Source organism: Kosmotoga sp. DU53 (genome assembly GCF_001639905.1).
Classification (GTDB): Bacteria; Thermotogota; Thermotogae; order Petrotogales; family Kosmotogaceae; genus Kosmotoga; species Kosmotoga olearia.
In genome coordinates this window covers 1-13,880 of record NZ_JGCK01000012.1, presented here as the reverse complement: position 1 = coordinate 13,880, position 13,880 = coordinate 1, and the positions used below count along the sequence as shown (strand labels likewise).

Annotated in this window: 16 protein-coding genes; 12 read left to right on the top strand and 4 right to left on the bottom strand. The window is 41.5% G+C overall.

Annotated features, from left to right (window positions below; translation table 11 throughout):
* Positions 1-2 precede the first annotated feature (2 nt).
* Genes rpmH through DU53_RS01125 form a run of 7 tightly spaced genes read left to right on the top strand, consistent with a single transcriptional unit; the run spans position 3 to position 3,407 of the window.
* Positions 3-137 (top strand): 50S ribosomal protein L34, encoded by a 135-nt coding sequence (gene rpmH / locus DU53_RS01155; protein WP_012744770.1) that lies wholly within the window; start codon positions 3-5, stop codon positions 135-137.
* Positions 134-538 (top strand): ribonuclease P protein component, encoded by a 405-nt coding sequence (rnpA, locus tag DU53_RS01150; RefSeq protein WP_012744769.1) that lies wholly within the window; start codon positions 134-136, stop codon positions 536-538. The genes rpmH and rnpA overlap by 4 nt, the downstream gene beginning before the upstream one ends.
* Entirely contained in the window at positions 510-752 is a 243-nt protein-coding gene (gene yidD, locus DU53_RS01145) for a membrane protein insertion efficiency factor YidD (protein ID WP_012744768.1), read from the top strand. The genes rnpA and yidD overlap by 29 nt, the downstream gene beginning before the upstream one ends.
* Positions 749-2,086 carry a membrane protein insertase YidC gene (gene yidC, locus DU53_RS01140; protein WP_012744767.1) on the top strand — a complete coding sequence of 446 codons (1,338 nt, stop codon included), beginning with the start codon at positions 749-751 and terminating at the stop codon, positions 2,084-2,086. Before yidD ends, yidC begins: the two co-directional genes overlap by 4 nt.
* A 34-nt stretch (positions 2,087-2,120) precedes the next feature.
* Positions 2,121-2,825 (top strand): RNA-binding cell elongation regulator Jag/EloR, encoded by a 705-nt coding sequence (gene jag / locus DU53_RS01135; RefSeq protein WP_063727062.1) that lies wholly within the window; start codon positions 2,121-2,123, stop codon positions 2,823-2,825.
* The gene (locus DU53_RS01130) at positions 2,791-3,150 is read left to right on the top strand and encodes a cupin domain-containing protein (RefSeq protein ID WP_012744765.1); all 360 of its coding nucleotides are present in this window, start codon (positions 2,791-2,793) and stop codon (positions 3,148-3,150) included. The genes jag and DU53_RS01130 overlap by 35 nt, the downstream gene beginning before the upstream one ends.
* A gap of 17 nt (positions 3,151-3,167) precedes the next feature.
* The gene (locus DU53_RS01125) at positions 3,168-3,407 is read left to right on the top strand and encodes an FmdB family zinc ribbon protein (RefSeq protein ID WP_012744764.1); all 240 of its coding nucleotides are present in this window, start codon (positions 3,168-3,170) and stop codon (positions 3,405-3,407) included.
* Here DU53_RS01125 and tsaD read toward each other — a convergent pair.
* Together tsaD and clpX are read right to left on the bottom strand one after the other, a co-directional pair.
* Positions 3,390-4,382 (bottom strand): tRNA (adenosine(37)-N6)-threonylcarbamoyltransferase complex transferase subunit TsaD, encoded by a 993-nt coding sequence (gene tsaD / locus DU53_RS01120; RefSeq protein WP_063727060.1) that lies wholly within the window; start codon positions 4,380-4,382, stop codon positions 3,390-3,392. The genes DU53_RS01125 and tsaD overlap by 18 nt on opposite strands.
* The gene (gene clpX / locus DU53_RS01115; RefSeq protein WP_063727057.1) at positions 4,382-5,593 is read right to left on the bottom strand and encodes an ATP-dependent Clp protease ATP-binding subunit ClpX; all 1,212 of its coding nucleotides are present in this window, start codon (positions 5,591-5,593) and stop codon (positions 4,382-4,384) included. The genes tsaD and clpX overlap by 1 nt, the downstream gene beginning before the upstream one ends.
* A gap of 104 nt (positions 5,594-5,697) precedes the next feature.
* Between clpX and DU53_RS01110 the strand changes: the two genes are divergently transcribed.
* From DU53_RS01110 to DU53_RS01100, 3 genes are read left to right on the top strand one after another with little or no spacing between them, the layout of a single operon-like run.
* Positions 5,698-7,353, top strand: coding sequence for a radical SAM protein (locus DU53_RS01110; RefSeq protein ID WP_063727055.1), 1,656 nt, complete (start codon positions 5,698-5,700; stop codon positions 7,351-7,353).
* Entirely contained in the window at positions 7,335-8,315 is a 981-nt protein-coding gene (locus tag DU53_RS01105) for an asparaginase (RefSeq protein WP_063727054.1), read from the top strand. Before DU53_RS01110 ends, DU53_RS01105 begins: the two co-directional genes overlap by 19 nt.
* 57 nt (positions 8,316-8,372) lie before the next feature.
* The gene (locus DU53_RS01100; protein ID WP_235599646.1) at positions 8,373-10,400 is read left to right on the top strand and encodes an AI-2E family transporter; all 2,028 of its coding nucleotides are present in this window, start codon (positions 8,373-8,375) and stop codon (positions 10,398-10,400) included.
* Here the strand turns inward: DU53_RS01100 and queA are convergent.
* A complete protein-coding gene (gene queA, locus DU53_RS01095; RefSeq protein WP_063727092.1) occupies positions 10,371-11,387 on the bottom strand; it encodes a tRNA preQ1(34) S-adenosylmethionine ribosyltransferase-isomerase QueA in 1,017 nt (338 codons plus the stop codon). The two genes, DU53_RS01100 and queA, sit on opposite strands and share 30 nt — an antisense overlap.
* Before the next feature lie 2 nt (positions 11,388-11,389).
* Positions 11,390-12,379: a hypothetical protein gene (locus DU53_RS01090; RefSeq protein WP_012744757.1), complete on the bottom strand. Its 990-nt coding sequence runs from the start codon at positions 12,377-12,379 to the stop codon at positions 11,390-11,392.
* Positions 12,380-12,493: 114 nt separating this feature from the next.
* On the opposite strand from DU53_RS01090, the gene rpmE reads away from it, so the two are divergent.
* Positions 12,494-12,703 carry a 50S ribosomal protein L31 gene (gene rpmE, locus DU53_RS01085; RefSeq protein WP_012744756.1) on the top strand — a complete coding sequence of 70 codons (210 nt, stop codon included), beginning with the start codon at positions 12,494-12,496 and terminating at the stop codon, positions 12,701-12,703.
* A gap of 65 nt (positions 12,704-12,768) precedes the next feature.
* A complete protein-coding gene (locus DU53_RS01080) occupies positions 12,769-13,134 on the top strand; it encodes a S1 RNA-binding domain-containing protein (protein WP_063727090.1) in 366 nt (121 codons plus the stop codon).
* Positions 13,135-13,880 lie beyond the last annotated feature (746 nt).

Genomic DNA, 13,880 nt, shown 5'->3' with positions numbered 1-13,880 from the left:
CTATGAAGAGGACATACCAGCCTTCGAGGGTTAAGAGAAAGAGAACCCACGGATTTCTCGTTAGGATGAGAACGAAATCCGGTAGAAGGATTATTGCAAACCGCAGAAGAAAAGGAAGAAAAAGATTGGCGGTGTGAGAAAAATCGACCAGAGATTAACACGAAATGAGAGATTGAGAAAGAAGGCAGACTTTGATAGAGTGTTCAAACAGGGAAATGTTGTTCAGGATAATTTCTTCGTTGTTCTCTATGTCAGAAATGGTCTGCCTTTTTCTCGTATTGGTGTATCTGTAAAAAAGAAATTCGGAAAAGCACACGACAGGAACCGACTCAGAAGGATTGTAAAAGAGATTTTCAGAAAGAACAAAAGTGCTTTCCTGCCAGGTTATGATATACTCGTCATTGCAAGAAAGGAACTTTCTGACTCGTTTAAGAGTGGTAAAGCTGATTACCATATTTTATCTGATCATTTACTTGGATTATTGAGCGGGATTGCAGAGCAGGAAAAAAATGAAAAAAATAGTTCTGACGTTAATTAACTTTTATAGGAAATACATTTCTCCATCCAAGCCTCCTACGTGTAGGTTTACACCTACCTGCTCTGCTTACACTTTTGAAGCTGTTCAGAGGTTCGGTGTATTTAAAGGACTTTTGCTGGGAACCTGGCGTATTTTAAGATGCAACCCCTTCAACAAAGGTGGATATGATCCAGTTCCAGAAGAATTCAAACTGCTAAGGAGGAACACGAAATGAGAAAAATTACTGCTTTGTTCTTTATCTTGGTTGTTTTGTTTGCTTCTGTTCTCCTTGGTTCTGAAATGACCACAAAAGAGGGGACAGACACTCTCACGATATCTTCCAAGACTTTTACAATTGTTCTAAATACCAGGTTGGGGGTTCTTGACGATATTCGTATTAACGTGGATAGAAAGGTTGTAGATATTTATACTTATTATCCTGAAGATCCTGATGGTTACAATGTGTACGGTTCCAACGGCGAACTCATTCCAATTTCATTCTCATACGAAGAGGATGAAAATGGAAATATTCTTGTCTACTTTTTCTATGATAGTGGAACAAAAACCTTTGTCGTAAAAAATGACCCTTACTACGATTTTGATATTATTCTATCTTTTTCAGAGGAGATTACCGCTGTAAGTGTTCCTTATATATCGGAGATAAATCAGAAAGTCCATCCGAACTTCTTCATTACATATGCAAAACCTGATAAACAGAAAACGGTGTGCATTAGTTATTCTGAAGAAGGACGTTTTGACGTAAAACGTTTTTATCCCAACTCCGGAAGAGCTACTATCTCTGCCTTTGCCGGGCCTGTCAAACTCATACATATCTCCGAAGCGTTTCCGGAGATATACGAAGAAATAAAAAAGGACCTCGAGGAATTCGGTGCCATCGGTTTTACAAGCTATATATTCCACGGGCTTGTCGCATTTCTTTACTGGCTCTATAAGCTGACGAAGAGCTTTGGTTGGGCTATCATCCTGTTCACCATCGTTGTAAGGCTGGTCCTCTATCCCCTTTATCATCTCCAGACGAAATCAATGATACAGATGCGTGCGGTACAACCTGAAATAGAAAAAATCAAAAAGAAGTACAAGGATCCTCAAAAGCAGCAACAGGCTCTTACAAAGCTTTACCGGGAAAAGAACATAAATCCTGCAACCGGTTGTCTCACTCTTTTGATACAGCTACCGGTGTTTTTTGTATTGTACGCTGTTATCCGTTACTTCGGCGAGATGTTTGCTTATTCGCCGAAGTTCCTGATCTGGAGCGATCTTTCAACCGGCGGATTCGTTATAAACCTGCCATTTATAATCATCACAATCCTTGCGGGATTTTACATGTCGCTATTTACAAGCCAGGATCCACGGGCAGCCAGACAGGGCATGATTTTTAATGTAATGTTTCCGTTCCTTTTTTACAGTTTCCCATCGGGTTTATTCCTTTACTACACCACAAATACTGTCATACAGATGCTCATTACTATTTACGTCTACCGCAAATTTGGCATCAAAAAACTAACAGTCAGGGAAGTTCTGGGATTGCCACCAAAACCCGTGAAATAACGTTATGTTAAAGTTCTGGGAGGTGTACATTTAAATGAAAACCGTCGTAGTAAGTGCTCCATCAGTGGATGAAGCAGTAAGACTCGCTCAGATTAAGCTCGATGCCTACGAAGACGAAATAGAGGTAAAGGTTATTGAAAAAGGGTCTAAGGGATTTCTTGGAATTTTTGGAGGTAAAGCAACCAAAATCGAAGCCAAACTTCTTCCTAAATATTTTGAGAGAAAACTATCGGAATACTTGAAAGGAATACTACACCATTTTGGAGAGGACATCTTTTTCGACGTTACTTTCAACGGGAAAACCTTCAAGGTTATTATTGAGGGCGACAACATCTCAAGATTGATTGGCAGGCACGGAAAAACGGTGAGTGCATTGCAACACATCCTGAACATCTATGCCAACAGGCTATCCGATATAAAGGTCAACGTTAGTGTGGATGTCGGTAATTATAAGAGGGAACGCAGTGAACTTGTAGTTAATATGGCTCACAAAATAGTGAGAAAGGTAAAAAAGCAAAAGGGTAAGGTGATTCTTGAGCCTATGTTTGCTTTTGAAAGAAGGATAGTCCATGAAATAGTTTCCCAATATGACGGAGTGAGAAGCTATTCTATAGGGCTTGAACCTTACAGACGAGTAGTTGTGGAATATTCTGGTAACGGCAACGGTAGAAACGGTGCCAGGAAAAAAACCGGGAGGTTCAAAAATGTCAGAGCGTATAGTAACAGGAAAAGCTCATGACCTGGAAGCTCAGGTTTTTGATAGCGATACTGTAAGAGGGGTAGAGAAGCGCATATTGATTGGCGAAAAACACAATGCTCCTAATTTTGTAATGAGGCTTTTCACAGTAAAACCTGGTGGTTACAGCCCCAGGCATTCCCACGATTGGGAACACGAGGTTTTCATTGTTAAAGGGGAAGCCACAGTTGTAACTCCTGAAGGTGAAATAAAGGTTTCCGCAGGTTCGTATGTTTATGTTCCAAAAAACGTTGAGCATCAGTTCAAAAATGAAACAGAAGATATACTTGAGTTCATCTGTGTTGTTCCAGTATATGCAGAAAAGTGAGGAAAGGAGGAATCGTCATGCCAATATACAAATATCGTTGTGAAAGTTGTGGAAATGTAGTAGAAGTCTTTCAGAAGATAAACGACGATCCCTTAGAAACCTGCGAAACCTGTGGCGGAGAACTCAAGAAGATGATAGGTAACATTGGTGTTGTGTTCAAAGGAAGCGGCTTCTACTCCACAGACTCAAAAAAAACATCGAATGATTCCAGCAGTTCCAAAGAAACCACTAACAACACTTCAAAGACTAACGATTGAGAGATAAGGTATAGCATTGGTATCTATGGGGGAGAAAATCCCCCTTTTTGCTTTTTCGTAAGCTGCCATAGCTATCATCGCGGCGTTGTCGGTGCAAAATTCTATTGGTGGAAAGTAAATATTTATATCTTTCTCTTTTGCAATCCCATTCGCACGCTCTCTTAATCTGGTGTTAGCAGCTACGCCACCGGCAAAAACAATTTTGTTAATGCCATATGTTTTAGCCGCAGCAAAGGTTTTGGTAAGCAAAGAATCAATCACCGCTTCCTGAAAAGCGGCAGCTACATCCTCGATTCGAGCCTCAGGATTGTTCTTTAGAAAGTAAAGGACAGAAGTTTTCAACCCGCTGAAGCTGAAATCAAAATTTCCCTTCTCGTTGAGAGCACGGGGAAAACGATAAATTGGATTTCCGTTTCTGGCAGCTTGTTCGACCTCTGGCCCTCCTGGATAACCCAATCCAAGGAGTCGGGCAACCTTGTCAAAAGCCTCACCGGCCGCATCATCACGTGTTTTTCCTATACGCTTAAAATTATTCCAGTCCTCGGCAAGTAGAATTTCTGTGTGTCCGCCGGAAACGAGCAAAACCAGAAAAGGATATTCTAGATCTGGAAAACTCAAAAAATTGGCATAAATATGCCCGATGAGATGGTTGACTTCAACGAATGGTTTGTTGAGCGAGATGGAAAGCCCCTTAGCCAGCGATAAACCTACAAGAAGTGAACCCACCAATCCCGGTCCCTGAGTAGCCGCGAATATATCGATATCGTCGATCTTTAAGCTTGCTCTATCCAGGGCTTCATCCAGAAGGAACAGAATATTTTCAAGGTGTTTTCTTGCTGCTATTTCGGGAACTACACCGCCATATTTGCGGTGAATATTTACCTGTGAAGAAAGAACACTGGATAGGAGCTTGCCGTCTTCAACTATAGCAACGGCTGTTTCATCGCAGGAACTTTCTATTGCCAGTACTCTCATCAGGCTGATTCCCTCGTTATTATTTCAGGTTTTGCGCGTCCCTCTATAACATCTTTGGTCATGATAATCTTTTCAACATTCTCCATACTTGGAGCTTCAAACATAATATCGAGCATAACAGATTCTATAACGCTCTTTATTGCCCTCGCGCCGGTACCCCGCTTCAAGGCTTCTTTGGCGATAGCAGTCAATGCGTCTTCGGTAAATTGAAGTGTTATACCTTCGATCTCCAGGAGTTTCTGGTACTGTTTTATGACGGCATTCTTTGGTTCCAGCATTATTCTTTTCAAATCTTCTACACTCAAGTCATCCAGTGTGGCGACCACGGGGAATCTGCCGACGAACTCTGGAATCATACCGTAGTGAATCAAGTCATCCGGACCAACCTGAGCAAGAACTTCGCCAAGGCGATAGGAATCTTTTCCTTTGACCTCTGCTCCGAACCCCATGGTAGAGGTCAAGATCCTCTCTTTTATAATCTCATCCAGGCCGTCAAAGGCTCCACCAACGATGAAAAGGATATTGGTGGTGTCAATCTTTATGAACTCCTGATAGGGATGTTTTCTTCCTCCCTGAGGCGGAACATTTGCAATTGTACCCTCCACTATCTTCAAAAGTGCCTGTTGGACGCCCTCGCCGGAAACGTCTCTGGTTATGGACGGATTGGAGGTTTTGCGCGTTATTTTATCTATCTCGTCAATATATATGATTCCGTATTGCGCGCGTTCTACATCAAAATTTGCAGCTTGTAAAAGCCTCAGGATAACATTCTCCACATCTTCGCCAACATAACCGGCTTCAGTCAACGGTGTAGCGTCAGCTATGGCAAAAGGGACATCGAGAATCTTTGCCAGAGTTCGGGCAATCAGCGTTTTTCCGGAGCCTGTGGGACCGATTAACATAATGTTGGACTTTTCCACTTCGATGTCATCGCTTCCAATGAAAACACGTTTGTAGTGGTTATAAACAGCGACAGAGATTGTTTTCTTTGCCTTTTCCTGACCGATAACGTACTGATCCAGTATTGCCTTTATTTCGGCAGGTTTCGGCAGCTTTTTCCCGGGTTCCCGCCTCACCTTTGTATCTTCTTTTAGAATATCGTGGAATAGTTCAACACACTCGTCACAGATGTAACCTTCTGCTCCGGATATTAACTTTTTTACCTGAGAAGCAGGTCTTCCACAAAATGAACATTTTCTTTCGAACGGCAAAGATATTACCTCCCAAATCTATTTGGTCCAAATTTCTTCAATATATTATACACTCTTAATGAGGAGATGTATGAAAAATCCCGAGAATGGAGGATGAAAACTTCATGAAGGCTGTGCTTGTCGATGGTTATATAGATGAACCCGCCGCTTTTGGTGTTTCGCCTTATATTTCTCCGAAGATCAGGTTACTGGCGGGGATTCTGTTTCGGGCTGGATACGAAGTGGAATACCATACAATAGACGATGTCAGGAAAAAAGAACTCTGGGAAGCTTTTCGCGGCCACCAGATTCTCGTTGTGCACGGCGGGATAACCACTCCCGGTCGATATGTTGGGGGCAATCCAGTAACCCTTAATGATATTAAAAAGCTTCTTTCCGGAAACAAAGAACCACAGAAGATTATTTGTGGACCAATAGCACTTGGATACAGTCTGAAAGGCGGAACAAAGGCTATGAACGTAGAGCTCAGCGAAGTGGATGCGCTGCTTTCCCATGAACTTCAACTTGCAGATTTTTTGGGATTGGAATTGAAGGGTTCAAGATACGAGATATTGAACGAGCTATATCCCATTGGTGCGAGGATTGTACCGCAGCACCCGCGTTATCCAAATGTCATGATCGAATTCGATATTTCGTCCGGGTGCGAACGTTCTGACGGTTACTGCTCTTTTTGTACAGAATCACTGCTTTACGGGAAGTTTGAAAGCCGTGATTTGAGAGGCATAGAAAGAGAATTGAGAGCATTAAAAGATGTGGGAGTTAAAGCTTTGAGGTTTGGACGTAGTGCAAATGTTGTGGCTTATGGTTACAATAGAGATGTGGGGAAGCCGGATCCTGAAGCAGCGGAAAACTTGTTCAGATTAGCTACGGAGATTCTCAAGCCGGAAGTTTTACACATAGACAACGGGAATCCGATTTTTATAGCCCAATACCCCGAAGAATCAAGAAAAATCCTTGAAACCATTGCCCGATACGATACACCGGGAGATATAATCTCTTTTGGTGTTGAGAGTTTCGATGAAACCGTTAGAAGGTTGAACAATCTTGGTGGTTCCGCTGAGGATATTTTGAAGGCAATTGAAATCGTAAATGAAATAGGAGCTTTCAGAGTTGATGGTGTTCCAAAGCTCCTTCCAGGGATAAACCTCCTGTATGGATTGCCGGGTCATTCAAAAGAGACCTTTAAGATAGACAGAGCATACCTGAAAAAGATATATGATAATGATTGGCTCATCAGACGGCTCAACATTCGTCAGGTTATGATATTTGAAGGGACGCCATTATCGCACCAGGTTCTTCCTAAATTCTCTAAGAAAGCATTTATAAAACACAAAGAAACGATACGGAAGGAATTCGATACTCCCATGCTTAAAAAGGTATTTCCGGTGGGTGCGATACTGAGAAAGGTAATTCCGGAGTACACTCAGGGAGATATAACCTTTGGAAGACCTCTCGGAACCTACCCAATTCTTGTGGGAAGCCCGGTAAAGTTCGAGAGCCCAACCGATATGGTTGTTATCGGACATGGGATACGTTCTATAACGGCAATACCAGTAAATGCTGATTTAAACACTCTGAGCTTGAGAGAACTTACTTTTTTGCCGGGCATCGGGAAAAACAGAGCAACAATGTTGGTATTGAACAGACCCTTCAAAAATTGGGAAGAACTCGTGAATTTGCTTGAGCAGGAAACCGTAAACAATCTTAAAAAATTAAGGCTTCAGATAGGAGGTAAGACGGATTGCCTGAAATCGCGATAATTACAACCGGAGGTACCATCGCAATGGTAAGGGATCCATCAACAGGGGCTTCCGTTCCCGCAAGTGGAATGAATGTTCATGTGGCAGAAGTTGACGGATTATCTGCAATTGCAAAGATTCGACATTACGATTTCAGTAATGTCCCCAGCCCTTATATGACCCCTTCGATGTTGTGGAATTTATCGAGGCTTGTAAACGATATTCTAAAAGATGAAAATATTGATGGAGTGGTGATAACCCATGGAACGGATACTCTTGAAGAAACCGCTTATTTTTTGGATCTGACCGTTCAATCCGATAAGCCGGTTGTTTGCACGGCAGCCATGCGAAACATCAACGAGCTAGGTACCGATGGTCCAAGGAACGTTGTATCTTCTGTGAAGGTAGCTTTGTCCCCGGCTTCAAGAGGATTGGGGACATTGGTTTGTTTGAACGACGAGATTCATGCTGCAAAGGAAGTTACAAAAACCTATACCAGTAACGTGGCTACCTTTGATTCCCCTGGATATGGACCTCTCGGAATAGTTGATGAAGACAAGGTGGTATACTTTAGAAGATTATATTATAGAGAAAACTACAGAGTTAGATTCATAGAAGAAAATGTAGCTCTGATAAAAACCTTTGTAGGTGATAACGGAAGAATAATAGAAAAATTACCAGAACTTGGTTACAAAGGTCTCGTGATAGAAGCCTTTGGGCGCGGAAACGTCCCGCCAAAGGCTGAAGATGCTTTAAAAGTACTGATAAAAGATCTTAGTTTTCCCGTTGTGATAACATCACGATGCTTCAAAGGAAGGGTTCTCGGCATTTATGGATACAAAGGTGGCGGACGGAGTTTACAGGATTTAGGCGTTATTTTTGCACCGGGCCTTTCCTCTCAAAAAGCTCGAATTAAATTAATGGTAGTAATGGGGTTGACCAATGATCTAACGAAAATTGCTGAATATTTTCAGCATAGTTGAAAGGAGAATGCTCGCGTATGAAGCGTTCCAACAAAGGTAGATTGTTTGTGGCGTTACTTGACATTTTTGTATCTCTTCATCGCGTTCATGATTTTCTTACTCTCACCGACCACAGCTATTGTGGTTCTTGCAAGTCTGGTTATTGTGTTTATAGTAGTTACCTGGGCAAAGTTTGCAACAACAAAGCTCAAAATCAAAAGAGCGTTAGCTCTTATCATCGGATTGCTGAGTGTCTTTTTAACGATAATTATGATAATGTTCTTTATTGTTCCACTTGTCTTGAAACAGGTCCCAAATTTTTACAACCTCGTTCTTGATTTCTTCCCTTCCGATGATAAAACAATATCCACTGGATATGTCGGCACCACCTTGTGGGTGCTGGAAGTGGGAAACCGAGACAGAGTTATCGAATCGCAATATAGAATCATTCTCGACAGGATGGGTGCAAGCAAAGAGCAAATGATCAAGGAGATAGAGGATTACCTTTTAGCGGCTTCTTCGGTAAGGAGAAATCCAAATTACCTTGAATTGCAGCTCAGAAGTGCGACAGAAAAACTGAAAGAGTATTTTGAAGAAGTCCCTACATCACCAGATATAAAGAAAGTGGAAATCTACGGAGCGCTTGTATCATCAGACGAAAGGATATTCAGAACAAAACTTGAAAATAAAATAAAAGAATGCATTTCTCCAGAGACAGTTGCAGTTGCCATAGCACATGATATAGCAGCACGCTTGTCAGAAGAAATATCACAACAAGGTAATCTTCGAGACAGCAACATATACGTTCCTTTTACGATTCAGAGCCGAAATGCCTTGCTCAAAATAATAAACAAATACTCTTATGAATTCAATCCGGACAAAACATTTTCAGAATTCATATCGGAGATAAAACAGATAGTAGATGAAGAAATAAATACTCGTTACTTACTTATGATTCCGCTTCCTGAAGGGGAACCGGAAAAAATCAGGGAATTTATAGAAAAAGAACTTGTTTCTGTTTTTCCACCGGGCTTATTCCGTGTCAAAATTTATTCTCCCGGAGCAAGCGATGTGAATTCACTGAAAGCTTATTACATGACCGAAAAAGAACGCAGCGAGCTACAACGTTATACGGTTAATTTTCCGGATCTGGAAAGGGCCTACATCGTTATAATGGAAGAACCGAATCTACGAGATGGAATAAAAAGACGTGTTGAAGAAATACTCGAAACTTATAAACCAATAGGATTGAGCAAAGAAGAGGAAAAGTATTTCCAGCGATTTACCAGGGACTTTGCAACCAATCTGGCAAGCAACTTCGAGAGTTATGATGGCAATTGGCTTGCTTATACAAACGAATTGCTTGATTGGTTCAACGTAAAAAGAGAAACGAAGGCATCTATTCTTTTGACCACCAGGACTTTTCTTTTAGAACTCAAAGTGAAGCTGAGGGATTATACGAATTCAATGCTAGAAAAAATCCCCAACATCGCTTCTGAAACCTTTACGATAGTGTTTTTTGTGGTAATCGGTTCGATATACACGAGTTTTTACTTTGCCTTTTTCAAAAGGCTTGCTCCAAAACTCTATCCACGGCAGTATAGAAGAATTGCGGCAAACTTTTTAAGGGAACTTCATGGAAACATGGAACGCTACATACTTTCCATACTGTTTATAGCTCTTATAGTTGGTATAACCGTTGGACTCCTGATAAAGTTTCTCGGGCTTGGTTATAGCCTTTTGATTGGATTTTGGGCTGCGATTACCAATCTTGTTCCCGTTGTTGGTGTTATATTTGAAATAGTTCCCATCATTCTCCTGATAGCAGCCCAACCAAGTCTTTCAGGATTGATAATCCTTGTGATTGCTCTTATAGCGATCCATTCAGCAGCTTTCATCATATTCTTGAAACTCATGGGTGATTACAATAGAGTTAACCCCGTAATGGTTATCCTCCTTGTCCTGTTCATGGGACAATTGCTGGGAATATTGGGTGCATTCCTTGCTGCACCGGTAGCCATACTTCTCAAACAACTGTGGAAACATTTCTTTGAACCGTGGCTTGAATCAAAAAACTCAGTAAATGAAGCAAGCGTCGCCGAATGAGAAAAAGCGATAACGAAGCTTTATAGCTTCATTATAGGCTTTTAGTATTTTTTTGTGTCCAGCAAAAGCTGCCACGAGCATTAAAAGCGTGGACTTTGGAAGGTGAAAATTTGTTATAAGGCCATCGATGACCTTAAACTCGTAAGGTGGATAGATGAATATATCCGTTCTCCCTGATTCCGCGACGAGTTTTCCGTTGTGTTTTTGTGCAACGGCTTCCAGAGTTCTGACCACCGTGGTTCCAACAGCAATGACGCGGTTCCCATTTCTTTTAGTTTCCTTAATTAACTCAACCGTTTCTTCGGGAAGTGTGTAAAATTCCGAGTGCATAACGTGATCTTCGACATTTTCGACCTTAACCGGGCGGAAGGTTCCAAGACCAACATGTAGTGTCACGAAAGCCATTTTGATTCCTTTTTCTTTGAGTTTTTTGAGCAAAGAATCTGTGAAGTGCAATCCCGCTGTTGGAGCTGCAACGGAACCGTCTTTTTTTGCATATACCGTTTGATAGAGATTAGGATCATCAGGGTATTTAGAAATGTAAGGTGGTATAGGCAATTTGCCGATACGCCTTATCTTTTCCCATGGATTGCTGCCGGTGAATTCAAGGATTCTTGTTGAATCATCGCAATGTTCTACAACCTCACACTGTAAATCTTCAAAAAGGAGCACATTACCGCGTTTTATCTTGCTTCCAGGCCTGACGATTGCCTTCCATTGTTTAGAACCTACTTTTTCGATCAGAACGATCTCCACCTTTGCCCCGGTGGATTTTTTCCCCAACAGCCGTGCGGGGATAACCTTACTGTCATTCATAACCAGCAAATCGCCGGGCTCAAGATAATCGATTATCCGGTAAAAATGTGTGTGCTCAAAATTCTCTCTATCTCTTCTAATCACCATCAAACGACTATGGTCTCTAGGTTGGACAGGTTCTTGAGCTATCAACTCTTTTGGGAGTTCGTAATCAAAATCTGATACTTTCATATTCACAACAGATCCTCCGGTCTTAGAATTTTGATTCCAGAAGTATTATGTTCAAGAAATCTATCATAGCTTATCACTTTTGCTTTCAGGCTTCTAGCAAGCATGATAATTCTATCATCAGCAGGTGAATAAAGTTCTACATTCGGTAAAACCAGCCACTTCTCTAACTGGCTTTGCTGGTAACCTCTTATTATATAGCGTATATTTGCATCAAACACTATCCGGTATGGAAAGAGCGCTTCTTTTGCCCTTCCCATGAAATTAAAAAGTTTGTCGAGCCTCGCGATGTCTGGAAAAGGCTGTTGCGAAAAAACAATATTACTTCCATCTATAACAACAGGAGAAACCCTTTTACTTGTAACTACCTTCTTCACATAAGAATCATTTAAGAACCGGACAACTCTTTCTTTTTGTTTCCCTTTTAATTTCTTGTATTCTTCCCGGGCTTTCTTGATTCCTTTTACATTGATGAACGAAAGTCCCTTGAAAAATTCTTCAATTCCTTCGCTAATTTTTGGCGATGGTTTAAAAAGAAAGGCACTTTCGAGCATGATGTAATTATCTACGATGTTACCCAGAAACTTCTCTGCTCTTTTCTTCCAGCTATAATACTCTTCCACAGTTACCATCTCATTTCCGATGGCCTTAGGAACAGGCGGGTAATGCTTTGGATATATCAGATAAAGCAAATGAGCCGTATTACCAACGGTATCACCGCTCAGATCCGAAGCCAGCACTATCCGTTCTTTAACATCTCTTTCGGAATCTTTGAGGATATCGATTATAAAAGACAGATTCTCATCAGAGAAACTGAGCAGGGGACTGGAATTATCCAGTTCTCTCTTTAAAAGTCGCAGGCCACTTTCAGAGTTACGTCTCAAAAGTAGCGCGAGCCTTTCGACCCATTCTTTCCTCTCATAATAAAAAGTTGTAAAACCTTCTTCATAAATTTTTCCCTTTACAGATTCAAAAACTCTCTCGATATCCTTCATAATTATCTCCGGGCGCACAAAAATTTGTTAGAGACTGTCTCCTTTTTGACAGCTTCTAAAACATATGATATAATGAAGCCTGTAAAATTAAACTATTGAAGAGGTGAAGTCCTGATGAAAAAAGGCATCCATCCCGAGCTAAAGCTGATCACCGTAAAGTGTACATGCGGGGCGGAGCACAAGTTCTGGACGATGAAAGAGGATATTAAGATCGATCTTTGCTCCAATTGCCACCCATTCTACAAAGGCGATACTGGGTCGTTGATCGTCGATACTGAAGGAAGAGTACAGAAATTCAGAAACAAGTACGGCGACAATTACTGAGCTGTAAAGCCCAGCATGTCGTCATTACTAAATCATAAACATTACTGGAGGTTTAGAGTGTGAGTGTGAAAGTTGGTAACATTGTTCAGGGCAAAGTTACCGCAGTTAGGAAGTACGGAGCTTTTGTTACTCTTGAAGGCGGAGAAGAAGGATTCATTCACATTTCCAAGGTTTCGAAGGGTTATGTAAAGAATATCGATGATTACCTGAAAGTTGGACAGGAGATCACAGCGAAGGTTCTTGGTACAACTAAGGACGGAAAATGGGAATTGTCCATCAAAGACGCCGGAGGAAATCAGGGGGAGGAACAGGCTACAAGTCAGGATTTCGAGAGAAAACTTGCCCGTTTCATGCGTGATAGCTCTCAAAAGCTTTCGGCGTACCGCAGGAGATCGATAAAAAAAGAGGGGTCAAGAAAAGATAAGAAATAGCAAAAAATAAAAACGGGGGAAGCTTAATGCTTACCCTGTTTTATTTTTAGAAGAGCAGCAAAAAACGAGAGTCCGAGAAAGCCGCTGCGCGGCGATAAAAGCCGTTGTCGGTTCTGGGTTGTAGATTGTACGTGAAAATCGAGATACATTAAAACCCGAACACTCCCACCTGTCATCCTGAACTTGATTCAGGATCTCGTCTGAAAACAAGATTCTGGATAAGACATCTCCAGAATGACAGTCTTTGAAAATAGGGCACAGCATGCTGTGCCCTTTATTAATATTACAAACATCTTCAAAATGGGCAGAACATGTTCTGCCACTACATTACCATCCAACATGAACACCCCTAACACGTCATCCTGCCCCCAACCCGTCATCCTGAACTTGATTCAGGATCTCGTTCTTAAAAAAACCAAGATTCTGGATTGAACATCTCCAGAATGACAGTGGTGGTTAAGATTCTGGATAAAACATTTCCAGAATGACTGCTTTTTTCAACCGCTTGCGGTTCGGAACAACCACGGAGTGGTTATCGAGTAGGAGGGGGGGAATCCGCCCGTCCTCTCACAGAACCGTGCGTACGGGCCAACGTACACGGCTCATGGATTGAGTATCGGATTCTCCGACAGTGGTGCATGTGAAAGCTTCATATCATACAGCCCTATCTTCTGAAAATATTTGTTAGGCAGTAGTCTACTGACCAATCGCGATCGAGAGCTTCTCCATTTGTTCATTCTTATTCC

Excerpts from the sequence above, each read along its gene's own strand:
- rpmH (WP_012744770.1), top strand. The coding sequence starts at position 3 with ATGAAGAGGACATACCAGCCTTCGAGGGTTAAGAGAAAGAGAACCCAC.
- yidD (WP_012744768.1), top strand. The coding sequence starts at position 510 with ATGAAAAAAATAGTTCTGACGTTAATTAACTTTTATAGGAAATACATT.
- yidC (WP_012744767.1), top strand. The coding sequence starts at position 749 with ATGAGAAAAATTACTGCTTTGTTCTTTATCTTGGTTGTTTTGTTTGCT.
- jag (WP_063727062.1), top strand. The coding sequence starts at position 2,121 with ATGAAAACCGTCGTAGTAAGTGCTCCATCAGTGGATGAAGCAGTAAGA.
- DU53_RS01130 (WP_012744765.1), top strand. The coding sequence starts at position 2,791 with ATGTCAGAGCGTATAGTAACAGGAAAAGCTCATGACCTGGAAGCTCAG.
- DU53_RS01125 (WP_012744764.1), top strand. The coding sequence starts at position 3,168 with ATGCCAATATACAAATATCGTTGTGAAAGTTGTGGAAATGTAGTAGAA.
- tsaD (WP_063727060.1), bottom strand. The coding sequence starts at position 4,382 with ATGAGAGTACTGGCAATAGAAAGTTCCTGCGATGAAACAGCCGTTGCT.
- DU53_RS01110 (WP_063727055.1), top strand. The coding sequence starts at position 5,698 with ATGAAGGCTGTGCTTGTCGATGGTTATATAGATGAACCCGCCGCTTTT.
- queA (WP_063727092.1), bottom strand. The coding sequence starts at position 11,387 with ATGAAAGTATCAGATTTTGATTACGAACTCCCAAAAGAGTTGATAGCT.
- DU53_RS01090 (WP_012744757.1), bottom strand. The coding sequence starts at position 12,379 with ATGAAGGATATCGAGAGAGTTTTTGAATCTGTAAAGGGAAAAATTTAT.
- rpmE (WP_012744756.1), top strand. The coding sequence starts at position 12,494 with ATGAAAAAAGGCATCCATCCCGAGCTAAAGCTGATCACCGTAAAGTGT.